Source organism: Streptomyces sp. NRRL F-2664 (assembly GCF_000719345.1).
In the GTDB taxonomy this organism is placed as follows: Bacteria; Actinomycetota; Actinomycetes; order Streptomycetales; family Streptomycetaceae; genus Streptomyces.
Genome location: NZ_JOFX01000001.1, coordinates 290,062 through 304,288, shown reverse-complemented (window position 1 = coordinate 304,288; position 14,227 = coordinate 290,062). Strand labels below are relative to the sequence as shown.

Here is a 14,227-nt window from a genome sequence, read left to right as displayed (position 1 = left end):
CACCGCAGGCACGGCACCCGGCGCAGGCGCCCGCGCCCGCCGGGACGTACGGGCGACCACCGGAAGCGCCCGAGGCGGCGGGGCCGTTGGTGGACCTGCCCGCTTCGCGAGGCGCTTCCGCCGCCGCAGCGGATCCGGCCGGGGCCGGCCCCGTCCCGGCGCCGGCGCCCCGCCGGCCGGCTGCCCGCGGACCGGCGCACCGGCCTGTCCCGCCGCGCGGGCTCAGGGCCCCCCGGACGGTGAAACGGGCGCAGCCGGCGAGGACCGTACCCCGGGCCGGGGCCCGCCGGCAGGCCGCGCTGCCGGGGATTTCCCGCCCCGCCCCCGGGCGTTCGTACGACATGGCGCCCCTGTGCGCGGCGGCCCGGGGCACGGTGTCCCCGGCCATCGTGGCCCTCTGCCGCTGAATTGGGTGGATCCGCCCGCTCCCGGATACCTACAGTGACGGCTGAACCCCGTCGTCGAGCCGGAGCGGACCATGCGCACCCACTATCCCCGTACGCCCCATCTGCCCTGGTCGCCCGGGGCAACGGCGGACGATGTGCGGGCCCTCGGACTGGCCGGGCTGGCCGGACGCGAGGTCGTGGTCACCGAGAAGCTCGACGGGGAGAACACCACCCTGTACGCGGACGGTCTGCACGCCCGCTCGCTCGACTCCGGGCACCACCCCTCCCGGGCCTGGGTGAAGGGCCTGCAGGGGCGCATCGGTGCCGGGATCCCGGCCGGGTGGCGGGTGTGCGGGGAGAACCTCTACGCCCGCCACTCCATCCCGTACGAGGACCTGGACAGCTGGTTCTACGGGTTCTCGGTGTGGGACGGCGAGCAGTGCCTCGACTGGGACCGGACCGTGCGGTTCCTGCGGGATCTGGGGGTGCCCGCGCCGCGGGTGCTGTGGCGCGGCACCTTCGACGAGCGCGCGCTGCGCCGGCTGAAGCCCGACACCTCCCGGCTGGAGGGCTACGTCGTGCGTACGGCCGCCGGCTTCGCCCGTGCGGACTTCGGCCGATGCGTGGCCAAGTGGGTGCGCAGCGGCCACGTGCAGACCGACACGCACTGGATGTACGCGGAGATCGTGCCCAACGGACTCGGTCCGGCGGCCCCGTTGTGGGCGGTGCGCTCGGGGGCGGAGCCCGATGCCGCTGCCCTGTCCGCCGCCGTGGGCGCGGTCGCCCCCGCAGGTCCGGCAGCCGACGCGGAGGCGGTCGGGGACGCGGAGGGGGCCTCGGACGCGGAGGTGGTCGCCGAGGTCGCCGCACGGATCGACGCGGCGGGGCGGACCGGCGACGACCGGCTGGCGGGGGTGCTCGCCGCCGTGCTGCGCCGCACACCGCGTGCCCGGGCCGCCGCGCGGCTCGCGGCGGGGCCGGCCGGTATGGGCCTCGCCCGGCGGGTCGGCGACCTGCTCGGTCTGTACCCGTACCTCCAGCGGCCGTTCCCCGACGCCGACCGGCGCGCCGGGCTCGTGCGGATGGCCGCCGCGGCCGATCTCGGGGTGCTGCACGCGCTCGCCGGGGCGCTGGCCCGGGGGCCGCAGGAGCGCGAGTACGTCGAGTGGTCCGCGCTGTGGGCCGAGGAGGCGGGGCTCCTCTGCGGGCCCGACCCGCTGGAGGCCCTGCGCGCCGCGCTGCGGGAGCCCCTCGCCGGGCTGGACGCGGACGCGGCCGACCGCTGCTGGGCGGAGGCCCGGCGGGCCTTCGCGCACGGCCGGATCTCCGGCAGTTCGGTCGAGGAGGCGGTGGCAGCCACCTGGCAATGGCGCGACGGCTCGTTCCCCCGGCTGGTGCAGCTGTGCGGACCCTCGGGCAGCGGGAAGAGCACCTTCGGCCGGGGGCTGCCCGGCGTGGACACGTACATCGGGCTCGACGACCTGCGTGCCGCCCGCGGCGCGCGTGCGGACCAGCGGGCCAACGCGGCGGTCCTCGGCGAGGGCCTGGAGCGGCTCGACGCCGCCCTGGCCCGCGGTGGGACGGTGGTGTGGGACGCCACCTCGCTGACCGACCAGCAGCGCGGGCGGGCCGGTTCGGTGGCGCGCCGCCGCGACGCGCTGGTCACGCACGCCGTGGTGCTCGTCGAGGAGGCGGAGCTGGTGCGCCGCAACGGCGTGCGCGCGCACCCGGTTCCGCCGCAGGTGCTGACCTCGCAGCTGCACCGGTTCGACCCGCCGTACGCGGGCGCGGCGCACCGTACGTGGTACGTCGGCGCGGGCGGACACGTGCAGGACACGGCCTGCACCCTCGGGCCCGGTCCGGTGGCGGCAGGCGGAGGAGGCGGCGATGCGCACCAGTGAGCAGCTCTACCACCAGGTCCGGTGGGACCCGCGGTTCGATCCGGCCCGGTTCGTCCTCGGCCTGCTCCAGCGCGGGGCGGCTCCCAAGCGGGTTCCGCTGCCCTCCTTCGTGCCCGGCGGGGACATCCCCTGGCACCGGGTGCTGTTCGTCGAGGCCGACGGGGAGCTGGTGTGGGACCGGGCCACCGGCGTGGACCGGATCGATGCGACGACGGCGGGCCGGGTCCGCCGTGCGCGCCTGCTGCGCGCCCCCTTCTTCACCGCGCGTACCCCGTACGCATGGGATCCGGCGGGCGGTGGCGCCTGGCGTCCCGCGCCGGCCGGCCCGCGGGACGCGGCCGCGGCGCCGTCGTCGGTGCGGCTGCTGACGTGGAACACGCTCTGGGACCGCTACGACGCCCCGCGCATCGCCACGGCCCGGCGCAGGCCGCTTCTGCTGGACGACCTGGCCGTCGCGGACGCCGACGTCATCGCGCTCCAGGAGGTCGAGCCCGAGCTGCTCGAGATGCTGCTGGCGGCGCCGTGGGTGCGGGCCGGGTACAGCCTGGGCGCGGATCCCGCCGGCCGGGACGTCGCCGAGTACGGGCTGCTGGTGCTGAGCCGGCTCCCGGTGCGGGAGGCGGGCCTGCACGTGTTCCGCGCGCACAAGGCGGTCACCGCCGTCACGGTGGACACCGCGGCCGGGCCGCTGGTCGTTGCCGCAACCCACCTGACCAGCGACCACACCGAGAACGGGCACCAGCGGCGGGAGGCGGAGCTGGCCCGGCTCGCGGAGGGGCTCGGCGGCGTCGAGGCCGCGGTGGCCCTGCTGGGCGACTTCAACGACGGCCGGCACGGCGCCGAGGGGCCCGCGACCGCGCTCGGCATGCGGGACGCCTGGTGCGAGGTGCACGGCGCGGCGGACGCCACGCCGACCTTCGACCCGGGGGCCAATCCGCTGGCGGCGGTGGGCTCCCTGACGGGGCGCGCCGCGCGGCTGGACCGCATCCTGCTGGGCTCCGCCCCGGCCCGGGTCACGCGGGCGGCCCTGCGCGGCGACTCCCCCGCCCCCGGCGGGCTGTTCGTCTCCGACCACTACGGGGTGGAGGCGACGGTGGAGTTCGGGCAGGACGGCTCCGGCCCGGCCCGGCTCGACGCGGAGGCGACGGTACGGACGGCGGTGGCATGGCTGCCGCCCCGACTGCCCGACGGGGTGCGGGAGCTGCGCCGCGCGCACGACCCGGCGCACGGGCGCTGGCCCGCTCATGTGAACCTGCTCTTCGGGTTCGTGCCGGAGTCCGCCTTCACCGAGGCCGTCCCGCTACTGGCCCGGGCGGCCGCCGCGAACGCGCCGTTCGAGGTCCGGCTGGAGGGCGTGCACAGTTTCGGGCAGCGTGAGGAGGCCACGCTCTGGCTGGACCCGGCAGCGGCCGGTGAGGCGCCGTGGCAGGAGCTGCGGCGGGCGCTGGCGGAGCGGTTCCCCGGATGCCGGAGCCGCACCGGCACGTCCGGGGGGTACACCCCGCACCTGACGCTGGGGCGCAGCGCCGACCCCCTGCGGGCGGTCCGGGATTTCGAGGCGCGCCTGGGTGGGCCGGTGTCCGCGCGGGTCGGGGAGCTGGCCGTGCTCTCGCGGCGCGGGGACGGGCCGATGCGGGTGCGGGCGACGGTGGCGCTGGGCACGGGTGAGGTGCGCTGGGCGCCCGAGCCGCTGCCCGGGCCCGGTACCGGGCACGAAAGCGGTCACGCCGAGTCGGTCGCCGCGCGCATCGGCGCGGCGCTGCCGGGCGCGCGCGTGCACGTGGCCGGCTCCCGCCGGATGGGCTGCGCACTGCCGGACGCCGATCTGGACCTGGTGGCGGCGGTTCCGGGGGCGGCGGACGTCGACGGCGTGCGCGCACGGGTGGCGGCCGCACTGCCGCAGGCCCGGGGGCTGCGCGAGGTGGAGGGGGCCCGGGTGCCGGGGCTGCGCCTGCAGGTCGGGACGCTGTCCGTGGACCTGGTGGTGGTCTTCACCGGCGCGCTGGATCCGGCGCGGGCGGTGGCGCGGCGCGCGGAGCTGGGCGAGGCCGCCGCCGTGGCGCTGAGCGCGGTGAGCGACGCGGACGCCGTACGGGAGGCCGTGGGGGCGGAGCACGCCGCGTTCGCCGGGCTCGCGCGGCGGGTGAAGGCGTGGGCGCGGGCCCGGGGGCTGGACTCGGCGCCCTTCGGGGGCCTGCCGGGCCTGGCCTGGTCGGTCCTCGCGGCACGCACCGTACAGGAGGCCGGGGCGCTGCCGCCCGACGCCCTGGTGCGCGAGTTCTTCGCGCGGTGGGCCGCCTGGGACTGGCGCGAGCCGGTCACGGCGGCGGGTTCGCAAGCTGCTGCGGGGCCGGATGCCGTCACGGTCCTCACCCCGTCGGAGCCGGTGCGCAGCTGCACCACCCAGGTGACACCGGGGCTGCGGGACCTCCTCGTCCAGGAGCTGTACGGGGCGTGGGAGCTGCTGGAGTCGGGGGTCGGGGCGGAGGCCCTGGCCGCGGCCGCGCCGGCACCCCACCGCCGGCACGCGGCCTGGGCGGTGGTGACCGTACGGGCCGCCGAGCAGGAGTTCGAGGAGGTGCGGGGCCGGGTGCGCGGACGGCTGCGGGCGCTGCTCGGCGCGCTGGAGGAGGCCGGCGTGACCGGGGTGCACGCCTGGCCGCGGCCGTTCGAGTCCGGGCCGGGCCTCGCCCGGTACGCGATCGGTCTCGGTGCCGCGCCGCCGGACGCGGCGCGGCTGGCCGGGGCCACCGAGCAGTGGCGGGCCGGCCTGCGGGGCGTCGAGGTGACCTGGGCGGCGGGCGGTGAAGTGCCGGACCTGGGCGCCTGACCCGGGGGCCTCCCGCGGACGGGATCAGACCTCGATGATGATCTTTCCCGGTGTGTGGCCGCCCTGGCTCAGCTCGAAGGCCGCCGCCAGCTCGGCCAGGGGGAAGGTCTTGGCGACCGGTACCTTCAGCCGTCCGCTGTCGGCGAGTCGGCCCAATTCGGCCAGGTCGCTGCCGACGGGACGGACCCACATCCACTGCCCGCCCGAGCCGAGGACACTGGGGTCGGCGATGGACGCGTGCCGGCCGTCGTCGTGGAGGACCTCGCGGGTGACGGCGCCGACCCCGCCGACGAAGTCCGCCACGACGGTGGGCCCGTCGGGCACGAGGGCGCGCACCCGGTCGGCGAGGCCGTCGCCGTACTCGACGGGCTCGGCGCCCAGCTCCCGCACCCGGTCGTGGTTGCGCAGGGAGGCCGTGCCGATGACCCGGGCTCCCAGTGCGCGGGCGATCTGCACGCCGAAGGAGCCGACGCCGCCGGCGGCGCCGTGGATGAGGACGGTGTCGTCCCCGCCGGTGCCGAGGCGGGTGAGCAGTTGGTAGGCGGTGAGCCCGGCGAGCGGGAGCCCGGCGGCCTCGGCCCAGCTCAGCGCTGCGGGCTTGTGCGCGAGGGCGCGCACCGGCACGGTGACGAACTCGGCGAAGGTCCCGCCGTGCACGTAGTCCTTGCGGGCGTACGCCATGACCTCGTCGCCCTCGGCGTACTCGGGAACGTCGATGCCGACCTTCTCGACGGTGCCGGCGACGTCCCAGCCGGGGATGACCGGGTGGACGACGTCCATCAGCGGGTCGAGCCCGCCCGCCATGATCTTCCAGTCGACGGGGTTGACGGCGGCGCACCGCACCCGGACGAGCACCTCGCCGGGGCCGACCTTCGGCAGGGGCAGCCGGATCTCGGAGAGCACCTCCGTCCCGCCGTACGTCTCGTACGCCATCGCCCGCATGGTTTCCTGGCCGCTCCGGCCCGACTCGGACATGTACCCGACCTCTCGGTGTGCTGGTGGACCCCGCCCCGCCCCATCCCACCACGCACGCCGCGGCCCGGCCGGTCGGACACGACCGACCGGCCGGGCGTGCACCGGGAAGGCGGCCCGGAGGCCGCGCCGGCCGTCCGCCCCGGTCGGCGGTCCGCCACCGGGCGATCACTCGTACTCCGTACCGCCCTTGCGGGTCAGGTAGGCGGGGCTGACCGCCTTGGCGATGGCGCGACCGCCCACGACCGGGCTGTACCGTTCCACCACCGGGCGGACGACGACGCCCTCCCGCAGGTGAACGGCGCGGCCCGACACCGTCTCGCGGCCGCTCACGTGCTCCAGCACCGTGTCCAGGTCGTACGGGCCCTCGTACAGCCGTGGCACCAGCGGCAGTTCACCGTCCGCGAGGACCGCGTACGGGTCCAGCCGGCGGACCTGGCCGTCGATCTCCGCGGACACGTCGAACACGGCGTATCCGGGCGGCGCGTCGGCGGTGCGTACGTCGGTTCCGTACGCCAGGTCCTGGACGCCCGCCCCGTACACCTCGGCGAAGATCCCGATCCGGGTCGCGCCGAGGCGTTCGGCCAGCACCTCGGCGACGGCCGGGACTCCGTGGCCGCGCACCGCACGCCAGTAGAGGTTGCGCTCGTCCTCCTTGAGCGCGAGACCCTTGGAGCCGAAGCCCTTGGAGGAGACGAGGGAGCGGCCCGCGTCGACGACGTATGTGTACAGGCAGGCCGTGCCGTGCAGTTTCTCGGTGAGGACGACGGGCTCACCGGGCTCGAAGATGTGCGGGTAGCGCTGCAGGTTCTCGATGTCCCCCCACGGCAGGAGGTCGGCGGCGGGCTCGACGTCGCCGCTCATGGTGGTGGGGACGGGCGGCACCCATTTGGTGATGCCGAGCAGCTCGGCGAAGTCCGTGCCCTCCTCGGCCGCCTGCTCCAGGTCGACCCCGGCCAGCGCCCGGGGCCGGCACACCAGGCCCTGCGAGAGTTCGCCGCGCAGCCGGACCGCCTTGACGCGGTCGGCGGAGCTGCCGGCGAGGCGCCCGGTGAGGCCCAGCTCCTCGATCAGCGGGGCGGGCAGGACGGCCTGTTCGGGTATGTAGAGCGCGAACTCCCCGGTCCGGTAGGCGCCTTTGGCGATGACCGCGCGGTAGAGGCCCACCTGGGCCAGCTCCAGCGCATCGGCGTTCGGGTGTTCGTGCACGGTCAGCTCTTCGGCTGTGACGCGCAAGGTGGACACGGGAGACCTCCAACGGGTCGTCATGGACGCGACCGACACGCACACATGCGGCAACAGGACGGCCCGCGCATCGGTGGCACCACCCTCCGTCCCGGCATTTGCGCTGGTCCAGCGAATATCCCGGTGTTAGCCTGCCGCACCGTGCGACACGTCGGGCGCCCGCACGCGCCTGCTCCGCGCACCGCGTCCCACAGGAGGCTCACATGTCACGTCGTCCCGTCACCGTCGTCACCGGGGGCAGCAGGGGCATCGGTGCGGCGACCTGCCTGCGGCTGGCCGCCGACGGGCACGACCTCGCGCTGGGCTACGTCCGCGACGGGACCGCGGCCGATGCCGTCGCCGGGCGGGTACGGGCCGCCGGGGTCCGCTGCGTGACCGTACGGGCCGACACCTCCGAGGAGTGCGGCGTCGAGCGGCTCTTCGACATCGCCGGTGCCGAACTCGGCACGGTGACGGGCCTGGTGAACAACGCCGGGGTGACGGGGCCGCTGGGCCGGCTCGCCGACGCCCGCACCGAGGACCTGCGCCGTGTGGTCGAGGTGAACCTCCTCGGATACCTGTTGTGCTGCCGCCGGGCCGCCCGGGACATGGCGGAGTCCGGGGGCGGGGCCATCGTGAACGTCTCCTCGGCGGCCGCCACCCTGGGCAGCCCCGACGAGTACGTGCACTACGCGGCCACCAAGGCGGCCACCGACGCACTGACCGTGGGCCTGGCCAAGGAGCTGGGCCCGCAGGGCATCCGGGTGAACGCGGTGGCGCCCGGCACCATCGAGACCGACATGCACGCCGCGATGGGCGACCCCGGCCGCCCGGCGCGCATCGGGGCCGAGACCCCGCTGCGGCGACCTGGGCGCCCGGAGGAGATCGCCGGGGCGATCTCCTGGCTGCTGTCACCGGACGCCTCGTACACGACGGGGACCGTCCTGAGGGTCGCGGGCGGCCGCTGACACCGGCCCGACCGGCAGGACACAGATCAACCCCGGGCGTCTGCGTACCGTGTCCGTGGGGGGTTCACCGCATCATGTCCTCGTCCCGTTCCGATGTCTTCCAGCCTCGTCCGCCACTGACCCACCCGGCCCCCAGTCCCCGGCGTGCTCTGCTCGGGGTGCTGCACGCCGCGCTGACGGCGGCCGCGGCAGCCGATGCCGCATCCCTGTACGCCGGTTTCCGGGCGCACTTCGCGGTGGAAGGGGACGGCGCGTTGGCCTTCGTCGCCGAGGACCGGTGGACGGCCCTGAACACGATGTTCGCCCGAGTGGAACAGCTCCAGCTGCTGACCGTGCTCGCGTGCGCGGCCGTCTTCATCATGTGGTTCCACCGCATCCGGCTGCGGGCCGGCCTGCTGGCGCCCACCGGGTTCCGGTGGGGTCCGGGCTGGGCGATCGGGGGCTGGTTCGTACCGCTGGCCTGCCTCTGGATGCCGTACCGGATCGCCCGTGAAGCCTGGACCGTAGGCCTGCGGGGCGCCACAAGCCCCTTTTGGCCGCTGAACCTCTGGTGGGCGTCGTTCGCCGGATCGCTCCTCCTCGGCCGGTACGCAAGCGTGAGCCACCGGCGGGCCGAAGACCTCGGCCCCTTCCTCGACGCGGTGACCGTGGGCATGATGGCCGACGCCCTGAACATCATCGCGGCGGTCGCGGCCATGTTCTTCGCAGCACGCCTGACCCTCATGCCGGACCACGACGGAGCCCCGGCCACCCTCCACTGAGCCGGCGGCTTCAGAAGCGGCAGTCCTCGGTCGGGGGGCGGGCTGACACGGCTCAGGTGCGCTGCGGGCGGCGTCGGCCACGCCCGCGTGCGGGCCGTCCCGGCCAGTGGAATAGTGGGGAACGGGCAGGTCTCCTTGCGGTGTGGATGGTCACCCACGTACCTCCACGAGGCGTCAGATGCGAGTTCGAAGACGCCGACACCTCAACCGCACCCGGCGTATACCAAGCCCTGAGCCCTGAGCACCACCCGTCGGCTCCGAGGCCTGGCGCCGACACACAGACACGTTCCCGGCCGACACTCCTCTGCGAGGCACGGGAGGCGTGCGCGGGCGAGGCCGCTTGTCGAGCGAAGCCACTGCCTTCAGTCGAGGGAGAGGGACATCTCATGCGAAGCAGAACTCTGTCCACCGCCGTCGTAGCTGCCGTGGCGTTCAGCGGATGGACCGCCGTCACGGCGAGTGCGGCCCACACGGCAGAACGGGCCGCTCCAGGCGCCACCTGCTTCCTTTCGGAAGGCCCCAACAACACGTTCGGCGTGTCGGGCGACGGGTTCAGACCCGGTGAACGCGTCACCGTGAAGAACTCACAGGGCACCACGGTCCGTACGACCACCGTCGTCACAGGGGGCTTCTTCGAGGTCACCGGGCTGCCGAACGACACCTACAGCGCCGCGGGACGTCGGGTCAGGGCGATCTGCCCGAAGTGGGTGTCCGACGAGGAGGCCGCCATCAAGTGCACCGTCACCAAGGGCCCGGGGGCGACCTACGGCGTGTCCGGCAGGGGATTCCCGGCGGCGGAGACGGTCACGCTGAAGAACTCCTCCGGCGCCGTCGTGGACACCACCCGAACCATCTCCGATGGGTTCTTCGAGTTCACCGGCGTCCCCAACGACACGTACACCGTCACCTCGAAGTTCGCGAAGGTGACCTGCGCCAAGGCAGCCGGGTAACGGAACCCGCCCCTCCCGCCCCTCGCCGCGGCCGGCCGACAGGGGCACAAGAGGGCACGCGACGGTCTTGCCGAGGGAGTGCTTTGTGGGCTTCCCCGTCATCGGCCCCAGCTGACGCCGGCTCGGCCGCTCGGACCATCCGCCAGGGTCCGGGGGTCAGGCGTCGCCGTCGGTCAGGAGTTTGGCGTGCAGGCGGTGCACGGTCCGGTCGGACAGTCCGACGCGGTTCGTGAGGTAGCCGTGCACCGAACCGTGGCGGGCCTCCAGGTCCGCGAACACCAGTTCCATGATCACGGCGGGGGCGCGGCCGTAGCTCGGCCATGCCAGGACGCGGTCGGGGTGGGCGGCGCGCCAGTCGGCGGCGAGGCGCTCCGTGGCCCGCTCGGTCAGGGCGAAGTCGGCGAGGACCTCCTCCCGGCCCACGCCCAGCAGGGTCAGCACGAAGGCGGCGACCAGCCCGGTCCGGTCCTTGCCCGAGGTGCAGTGGAACACCACCGGGCCGGGTGCCCCGGCGATCTCCTCGACAGCTTGCCGGATCTCCTCCGCGCCGTCCTCGGTGACCTCGGCGAAGCGGTCGGCGAGGTAGCGCCAGGGGTCGACGCCGGGGTCGATCGCGGCCTGGTCGTAGGGCCGGTGTTCGATGCTGAGGTTGACCCAGCGGAATCGTTCCGCTTCAGGGATGCGGCCCTTCGCCTCGATCTCCCACGGATAGCGCAGGTCGATCACCGTCCCCACGCCCAGCTCCAGGAACCTCTCCCAGTCGCCGCCCGCCAATTTGCCCAGCGAGTCCGCCCGGTACAGGGTTCGCCACGCGACCGTCCTGCCGTCGGCGGACCGGTAGCCGCCCAGGTCACGGAAGTTGTGCACACGCTCGAAGTCGACATGCCGATTCATCGGTTCTCCCCCCGGCCCCCCGGGCCGCGCTCGTTGGAACGTGATCATTGACCGGTCCGCGTCATCGGAGTTCTATCAGCCCTCGGCGAGAGGCTCCGAGCCCGGCTCGCGCAGTGGCCGGGTCGCCGGCGGCAGCGTCGGTCTCGGACCGCGACGCCGGGCCCGGTACGGCAGGTGGACCTCGGCGGCCGGCCCGCAGATCGGGCCACGGCCGCGGGCCGGCGCCCCGCGGCGGTCCGGACCACCGCCCGGCCGCCCGGGCCGGCCGTGGTGAAGAGCAGCGCCCGTTGCCCGTCCGGCTTCCGTTGCGGACTGTCGGACAGTCCGCGGGCGGCCCTGCCTCACTTCGGCGTATGCGCGCTGTCCCGGTTCACCGCGGGGTCGAGCGAGTCGACATCCTCCATGAAGTCCAGCATCCGGGCGTTGACCAGGTCGGGGTGATCGATCTGCGGTCCGTGGCCGGTGGCTGCGACGATCTCGGCGCGGGCACCGGGGATCAGGCGAGGTACGCGCTCCAGCTGCCGCTTCGGGTGTACGAGCAGGCTGCGCCTGCCCATGATGAGGGAGAACGGCGTGCGGATGGAGCCCAGTTCCGCGTCCGACAGCGGCAACGGGGCGGGGCGGCGGATCCGGAAGGCCTTCACGCCGGCCTGGATCCACGCACGCAGCTCGGGGACGACGATCACCGGCTGCTCCAGCCACGAGGCGAGGCGCGGTCGCCACGCCTTCGGGGCGTAGGTGGCGAAGAGGCTGGCGAAGATCCAGACGAAGAAGCGCAGGCCGACCTTCTCCAGCCCGCCCGGATCGAGGGCGGTGACCGAGGCGAGGCGTCCGGGCCGAAGGTGGGCCTGGTTGATGACCAGCCAGCCGCCGTAGGAGGAGCCGACGAGGTGGACCTTGTCGAGGCCCAGCGCGTCGAGGGCCTCGTCCATCCACTGGGCCGCGCGCTCGGGCTGCCACATGGGTTCGCGCTGGACGCTGCGGCCGGGGTCGCCTGGAGTGTCGAGGGCGTAGACGGGGCGCTCGGCGCTCAGCGCCCGGGTGTTGGGGTACCACATCGCGGAGCAGCCGCCCGAACCATGGATGAGGACCACGGGCGTCCGCGACTCGGCCGCCGGGTCGGAGGGGCCGTACCGATAGACGTGGGTGGTGCCGAAGCTCGTCTCGACGTCCGTCTCGGAGCGGGCGGGCGCTCCCATGGCATAGAGGACGTCACAGGCGGCCAAGTAGCGGTCGCGCAGCTCGTCACTGACGTAGCGGCCGATGTCGCGTCGCACTCGGGTCGCGTTCTCGGACACGGGGCACCTCCAGGAAGATCCGTTCTTCGTGATACGAACGTACCACGTTCTTGGTACACCGGTACCATGAAAGGGCGCGGATCGAGCCGGACCGCGTTGCCCTCGAACCATCCCCCACCTCACGGCCGGAGACAGAATCGATGCCCAAGCGCGTGGACCACGACGTACGGCGCACCCAGATCGCCGAAGCGCTCATCCGGGTCGCGGGGCGGCGGGGGTTGCACGCCGTCGGCATGCGCGACGTGGCCGCCGAGGCCGGCGTATCCCTCCGGCTCGTGCAGTACTACTTCGAGACCAAGGAGAAACTCCTCTTCCACGGACTGCAGCACCTGACCGACCGGTTCACGGCTCGCGTGGGCGCCCGCCTGGCGGCCGTCGGCCCGAACCCGGGCCCGCGCGCGACCGTCGAGGCGCTGCTGCTCGCCTCTCTTCCGACCGACGAGGAGAGCCGGACCTTCCACCTCCTCTACAGCTCCTACTCCATCCTGTCCGTGACCGACGAGGCGCTCGCCTCCCAGCCCTTCATCGACAAGCCCGACGCCGCGGAAAACGCCGTGGCGCATCTGCTCGAACAGGCACAGGAGGCGGGATCGGCCGATCCCGCCGCCGACGCACGCATCGAGGCCATCAGCCTGCTCGCGATGACCGCGACCATGGGCACGAGCATCCTCGTCGGCCAACGGACACCGGAGTCGGCCATCGCCGTACTCCACCACCACCTGGACCGCATCTTCACCACCGACGGCAACACCGGCCCGGACGCCCGACAGCGCCCCGGCACCGAGCCCCGTCCATGACGTCTGCCGGCCGGTCCCTCCCGGCCCTCGGCGCAGTCCCCTTACGCGGCCGTTGCTCATCCGTCCGAGGGGCGCCACGGAGCAGCGGCCCTGGGCGCTTGGCGGCGGTGCGGCCACGGGTGCGGGTGGTGGACGACACCGCCCGCCCCAAGCACGGTTGTTCTCGCCCGGGGTGGTAGGGCAGTGCTAGCCCATGGCCGCCTGGGTGTTCGGCCCGTAGACGCCCTGGGGGTCGCCCTTGATGGACCGGTCGCGCTGGAGCTGGCCGACACCGCGTTTGGTCTGGCCGTCGTAGACACCGGTGACGGAGACGTACGTGAACCCCTGCGCGTAGAGCATCTCCTGCAGGGCGCGCACCTCGGGCCCGCTGTCGCCCATGCGGAGGGTGACGTACGCGCTCGTCGGCCGTGCCGTCGACGCGGTGGGGGCGGTCGACGGCTTGGCAGGGCCCGTCGCCCGGGCCGACGCCTCTGCGGTCGGGGCCGACGGTGCGGCGGACCGGGCCGACGAGGCCGGACCGGGGGACTCCGCGGTCGTGTCCGGGCCTCCGCCGGCCGGGAGCGCCGGCACGGTCAGGTCGGCGGGCGCCTGCGCCCTGGGCGGCCGCTGGTCGGGGCCGCTCAGCAGTAGGAAGGCACTGACCGCCGCGAGGCCCAGCCCGGTGCCCACGGCCAGCGGAAGCCGGCTCCTGCGGCCGCGACGCCCGGCACGGCGGCCGCCGGCCACCGCAGGCACGGAGCCGCGTACCGGAAAGTCGTCCGGGTCGGGCGCCGGGCCGCCTGCGGGAGCGGTGGGGCCGGGGAAGGCGTACGGCCCGCTCTGCGGCCAGGGGGAAGCCGCCTCGCGCGGCGGCGGGCCGGAGGAGGCGACGTACGGGCGTACGAACGGGGCGCCGTCGGGGGCGAGCCCGTTCTCGTCAGGATCATGGGACATGGCGGTCTCCCGGCGGGGACGGGGGCCGGCGCGGCGGTGCGGTGCCGGCCCCTGCCCGGCCGGTCAGGCTCTGCGCCGCCGGGCGGCGGGAGCCTGGGCCGCACCGGGCGCACCCGGCGCGGCGGGTGCCGGAGAACCCCCGGTCGCGGGCGGGGCGAGCGGTGAGCGAACCGGTATGGACATCTGGGTCTCCGAGGTGCGGCTCGAACTGTGGTTCTTGATCGGGCGCACTCTCGCCCTCCGGCCGGTGCCGGGTCAAGCCGGATGTCCGATCTGCTCCGGTCCACCCGGTCTGTCGGGCTCATCGCGGCAC

At 74.7% G+C, this 14,227-nt stretch carries 11 protein-coding genes; 6 read left to right on the top strand and 5 right to left on the bottom strand.

Annotation, left to right across the window (positions count from 1 at the left end; all coding sequences use genetic code 11):
• The first annotated feature begins 478 nt into the window (after positions 1 to 478).
• Both IF89_RS0101350 and IF89_RS0101345 read left to right on the top strand, forming a co-directional pair.
• Entirely contained in the window at positions 479 to 2,287 is a 1,809-nt protein-coding gene (locus IF89_RS0101350) for an RNA ligase family protein (protein ID WP_043192526.1), read from the top strand.
• Positions 2,274 to 5,117, top strand: coding sequence for a poly(A) polymerase (locus IF89_RS0101345; protein WP_030759748.1), 2,844 nt, complete (start codon positions 2,274 to 2,276; stop codon positions 5,115 to 5,117). The genes IF89_RS0101350 and IF89_RS0101345 overlap by 14 nt, the downstream gene beginning before the upstream one ends.
• Before the next feature lie 24 nt (positions 5,118 to 5,141).
• On the opposite strand, the gene IF89_RS0101340 is transcribed toward IF89_RS0101345, so the two are convergent.
• Complete coding sequence (locus IF89_RS0101340) at positions 5,142 to 6,059, bottom strand: NADP-dependent oxidoreductase (RefSeq protein WP_030759746.1); 918 nt, start codon at positions 6,057 to 6,059, stop codon at positions 5,142 to 5,144.
• Between the two features lie 198 nt (positions 6,060 to 6,257).
• Entirely contained in the window at positions 6,258 to 7,334 is a 1,077-nt protein-coding gene (locus IF89_RS0101335; protein WP_030759744.1) for an RNA ligase (ATP), read from the bottom strand.
• Positions 7,335 to 7,537: 203 nt separating this feature from the next.
• Here IF89_RS0101335 and IF89_RS0101330 point away from each other — a divergent pair, with 203 nt between their 5' ends.
• From IF89_RS0101330 to IF89_RS0101320, 3 genes are all read left to right on the top strand, one after another.
• Positions 7,538 to 8,281 (top strand): SDR family NAD(P)-dependent oxidoreductase, encoded by a 744-nt coding sequence (locus IF89_RS0101330; protein WP_030759739.1) that lies wholly within the window; start codon positions 7,538 to 7,540, stop codon positions 8,279 to 8,281.
• A gap of 158 nt (positions 8,282 to 8,439) precedes the next feature.
• Positions 8,440 to 9,042 carry a DUF4328 domain-containing protein gene (locus IF89_RS0101325; RefSeq protein WP_051806684.1) on the top strand — a complete coding sequence of 201 codons (603 nt, stop codon included), beginning with the start codon at positions 8,440 to 8,442 and terminating at the stop codon, positions 9,040 to 9,042.
• 386 nt (positions 9,043 to 9,428) lie between these two features.
• On the top strand, positions 9,429 to 9,992 hold the full coding sequence (locus IF89_RS0101320) for a hypothetical protein (RefSeq protein WP_158717775.1): 564 nt from the start codon (positions 9,429 to 9,431) through the stop codon (positions 9,990 to 9,992).
• A gap of 156 nt (positions 9,993 to 10,148) precedes the next feature.
• On the opposite strand, the gene IF89_RS0101315 is transcribed toward IF89_RS0101320, so the two are convergent.
• Both IF89_RS0101315 and IF89_RS0101310 read right to left on the bottom strand, forming a co-directional pair.
• Positions 10,149 to 10,886 carry a tyrosine-protein phosphatase gene (locus IF89_RS0101315; protein WP_030759732.1) on the bottom strand — a complete coding sequence of 246 codons (738 nt, stop codon included), beginning with the start codon at positions 10,884 to 10,886 and terminating at the stop codon, positions 10,149 to 10,151.
• Positions 10,887 to 11,227: 341 nt separating this feature from the next.
• Positions 11,228 to 12,184 carry an alpha/beta fold hydrolase gene (locus IF89_RS0101310; RefSeq protein WP_030759730.1) on the bottom strand — a complete coding sequence of 319 codons (957 nt, stop codon included), beginning with the start codon at positions 12,182 to 12,184 and terminating at the stop codon, positions 11,228 to 11,230.
• A 140-nt stretch (positions 12,185 to 12,324) separates the two neighbouring features.
• Here IF89_RS0101310 and IF89_RS0101305 point away from each other — a divergent pair, with 140 nt between their 5' ends.
• Positions 12,325 to 12,981: a TetR/AcrR family transcriptional regulator gene (locus IF89_RS0101305; protein ID WP_030759728.1), complete on the top strand. Its 657-nt coding sequence runs from the start codon at positions 12,325 to 12,327 to the stop codon at positions 12,979 to 12,981.
• A gap of 186 nt (positions 12,982 to 13,167) precedes the next feature.
• Here IF89_RS0101305 and IF89_RS40575 read toward each other — a convergent pair whose 3' ends face one another.
• A complete protein-coding gene (locus IF89_RS40575; RefSeq protein WP_030759725.1) occupies positions 13,168 to 13,914 on the bottom strand; it encodes a peptidoglycan-binding domain-containing protein in 747 nt (248 codons plus the stop codon).
• Positions 13,915 to 14,227 lie beyond the last annotated feature (313 nt).

Bases quoted from the DNA above. Each gene is read 5' to 3' on its own strand.
- IF89_RS40575 (WP_030759725.1), bottom strand. From the start codon at position 13,914: ATGTCCCATGATCCTGACGAGAACGGGCTCGCCCCCGACGGCGCCCCG.
- IF89_RS0101340 (WP_030759746.1), bottom strand. From the start codon at position 6,059: ATGCGGGCGATGGCGTACGAGACGTACGGCGGGACGGAGGTGCTCTCC.
- IF89_RS0101345 (WP_030759748.1), top strand. From the start codon at position 2,274: ATGCGCACCAGTGAGCAGCTCTACCACCAGGTCCGGTGGGACCCGCGG.
- IF89_RS0101330 (WP_030759739.1), top strand. From the start codon at position 7,538: ATGTCACGTCGTCCCGTCACCGTCGTCACCGGGGGCAGCAGGGGCATC.
- IF89_RS0101315 (WP_030759732.1), bottom strand. From the start codon at position 10,886: ATGAATCGGCATGTCGACTTCGAGCGTGTGCACAACTTCCGTGACCTG.
- IF89_RS0101320 (WP_158717775.1), top strand. From the start codon at position 9,429: ATGCGAAGCAGAACTCTGTCCACCGCCGTCGTAGCTGCCGTGGCGTTC.
- IF89_RS0101305 (WP_030759728.1), top strand. From the start codon at position 12,325: ATGCCCAAGCGCGTGGACCACGACGTACGGCGCACCCAGATCGCCGAA.
- IF89_RS0101350 (WP_043192526.1), top strand. From the start codon at position 479: ATGCGCACCCACTATCCCCGTACGCCCCATCTGCCCTGGTCGCCCGGG.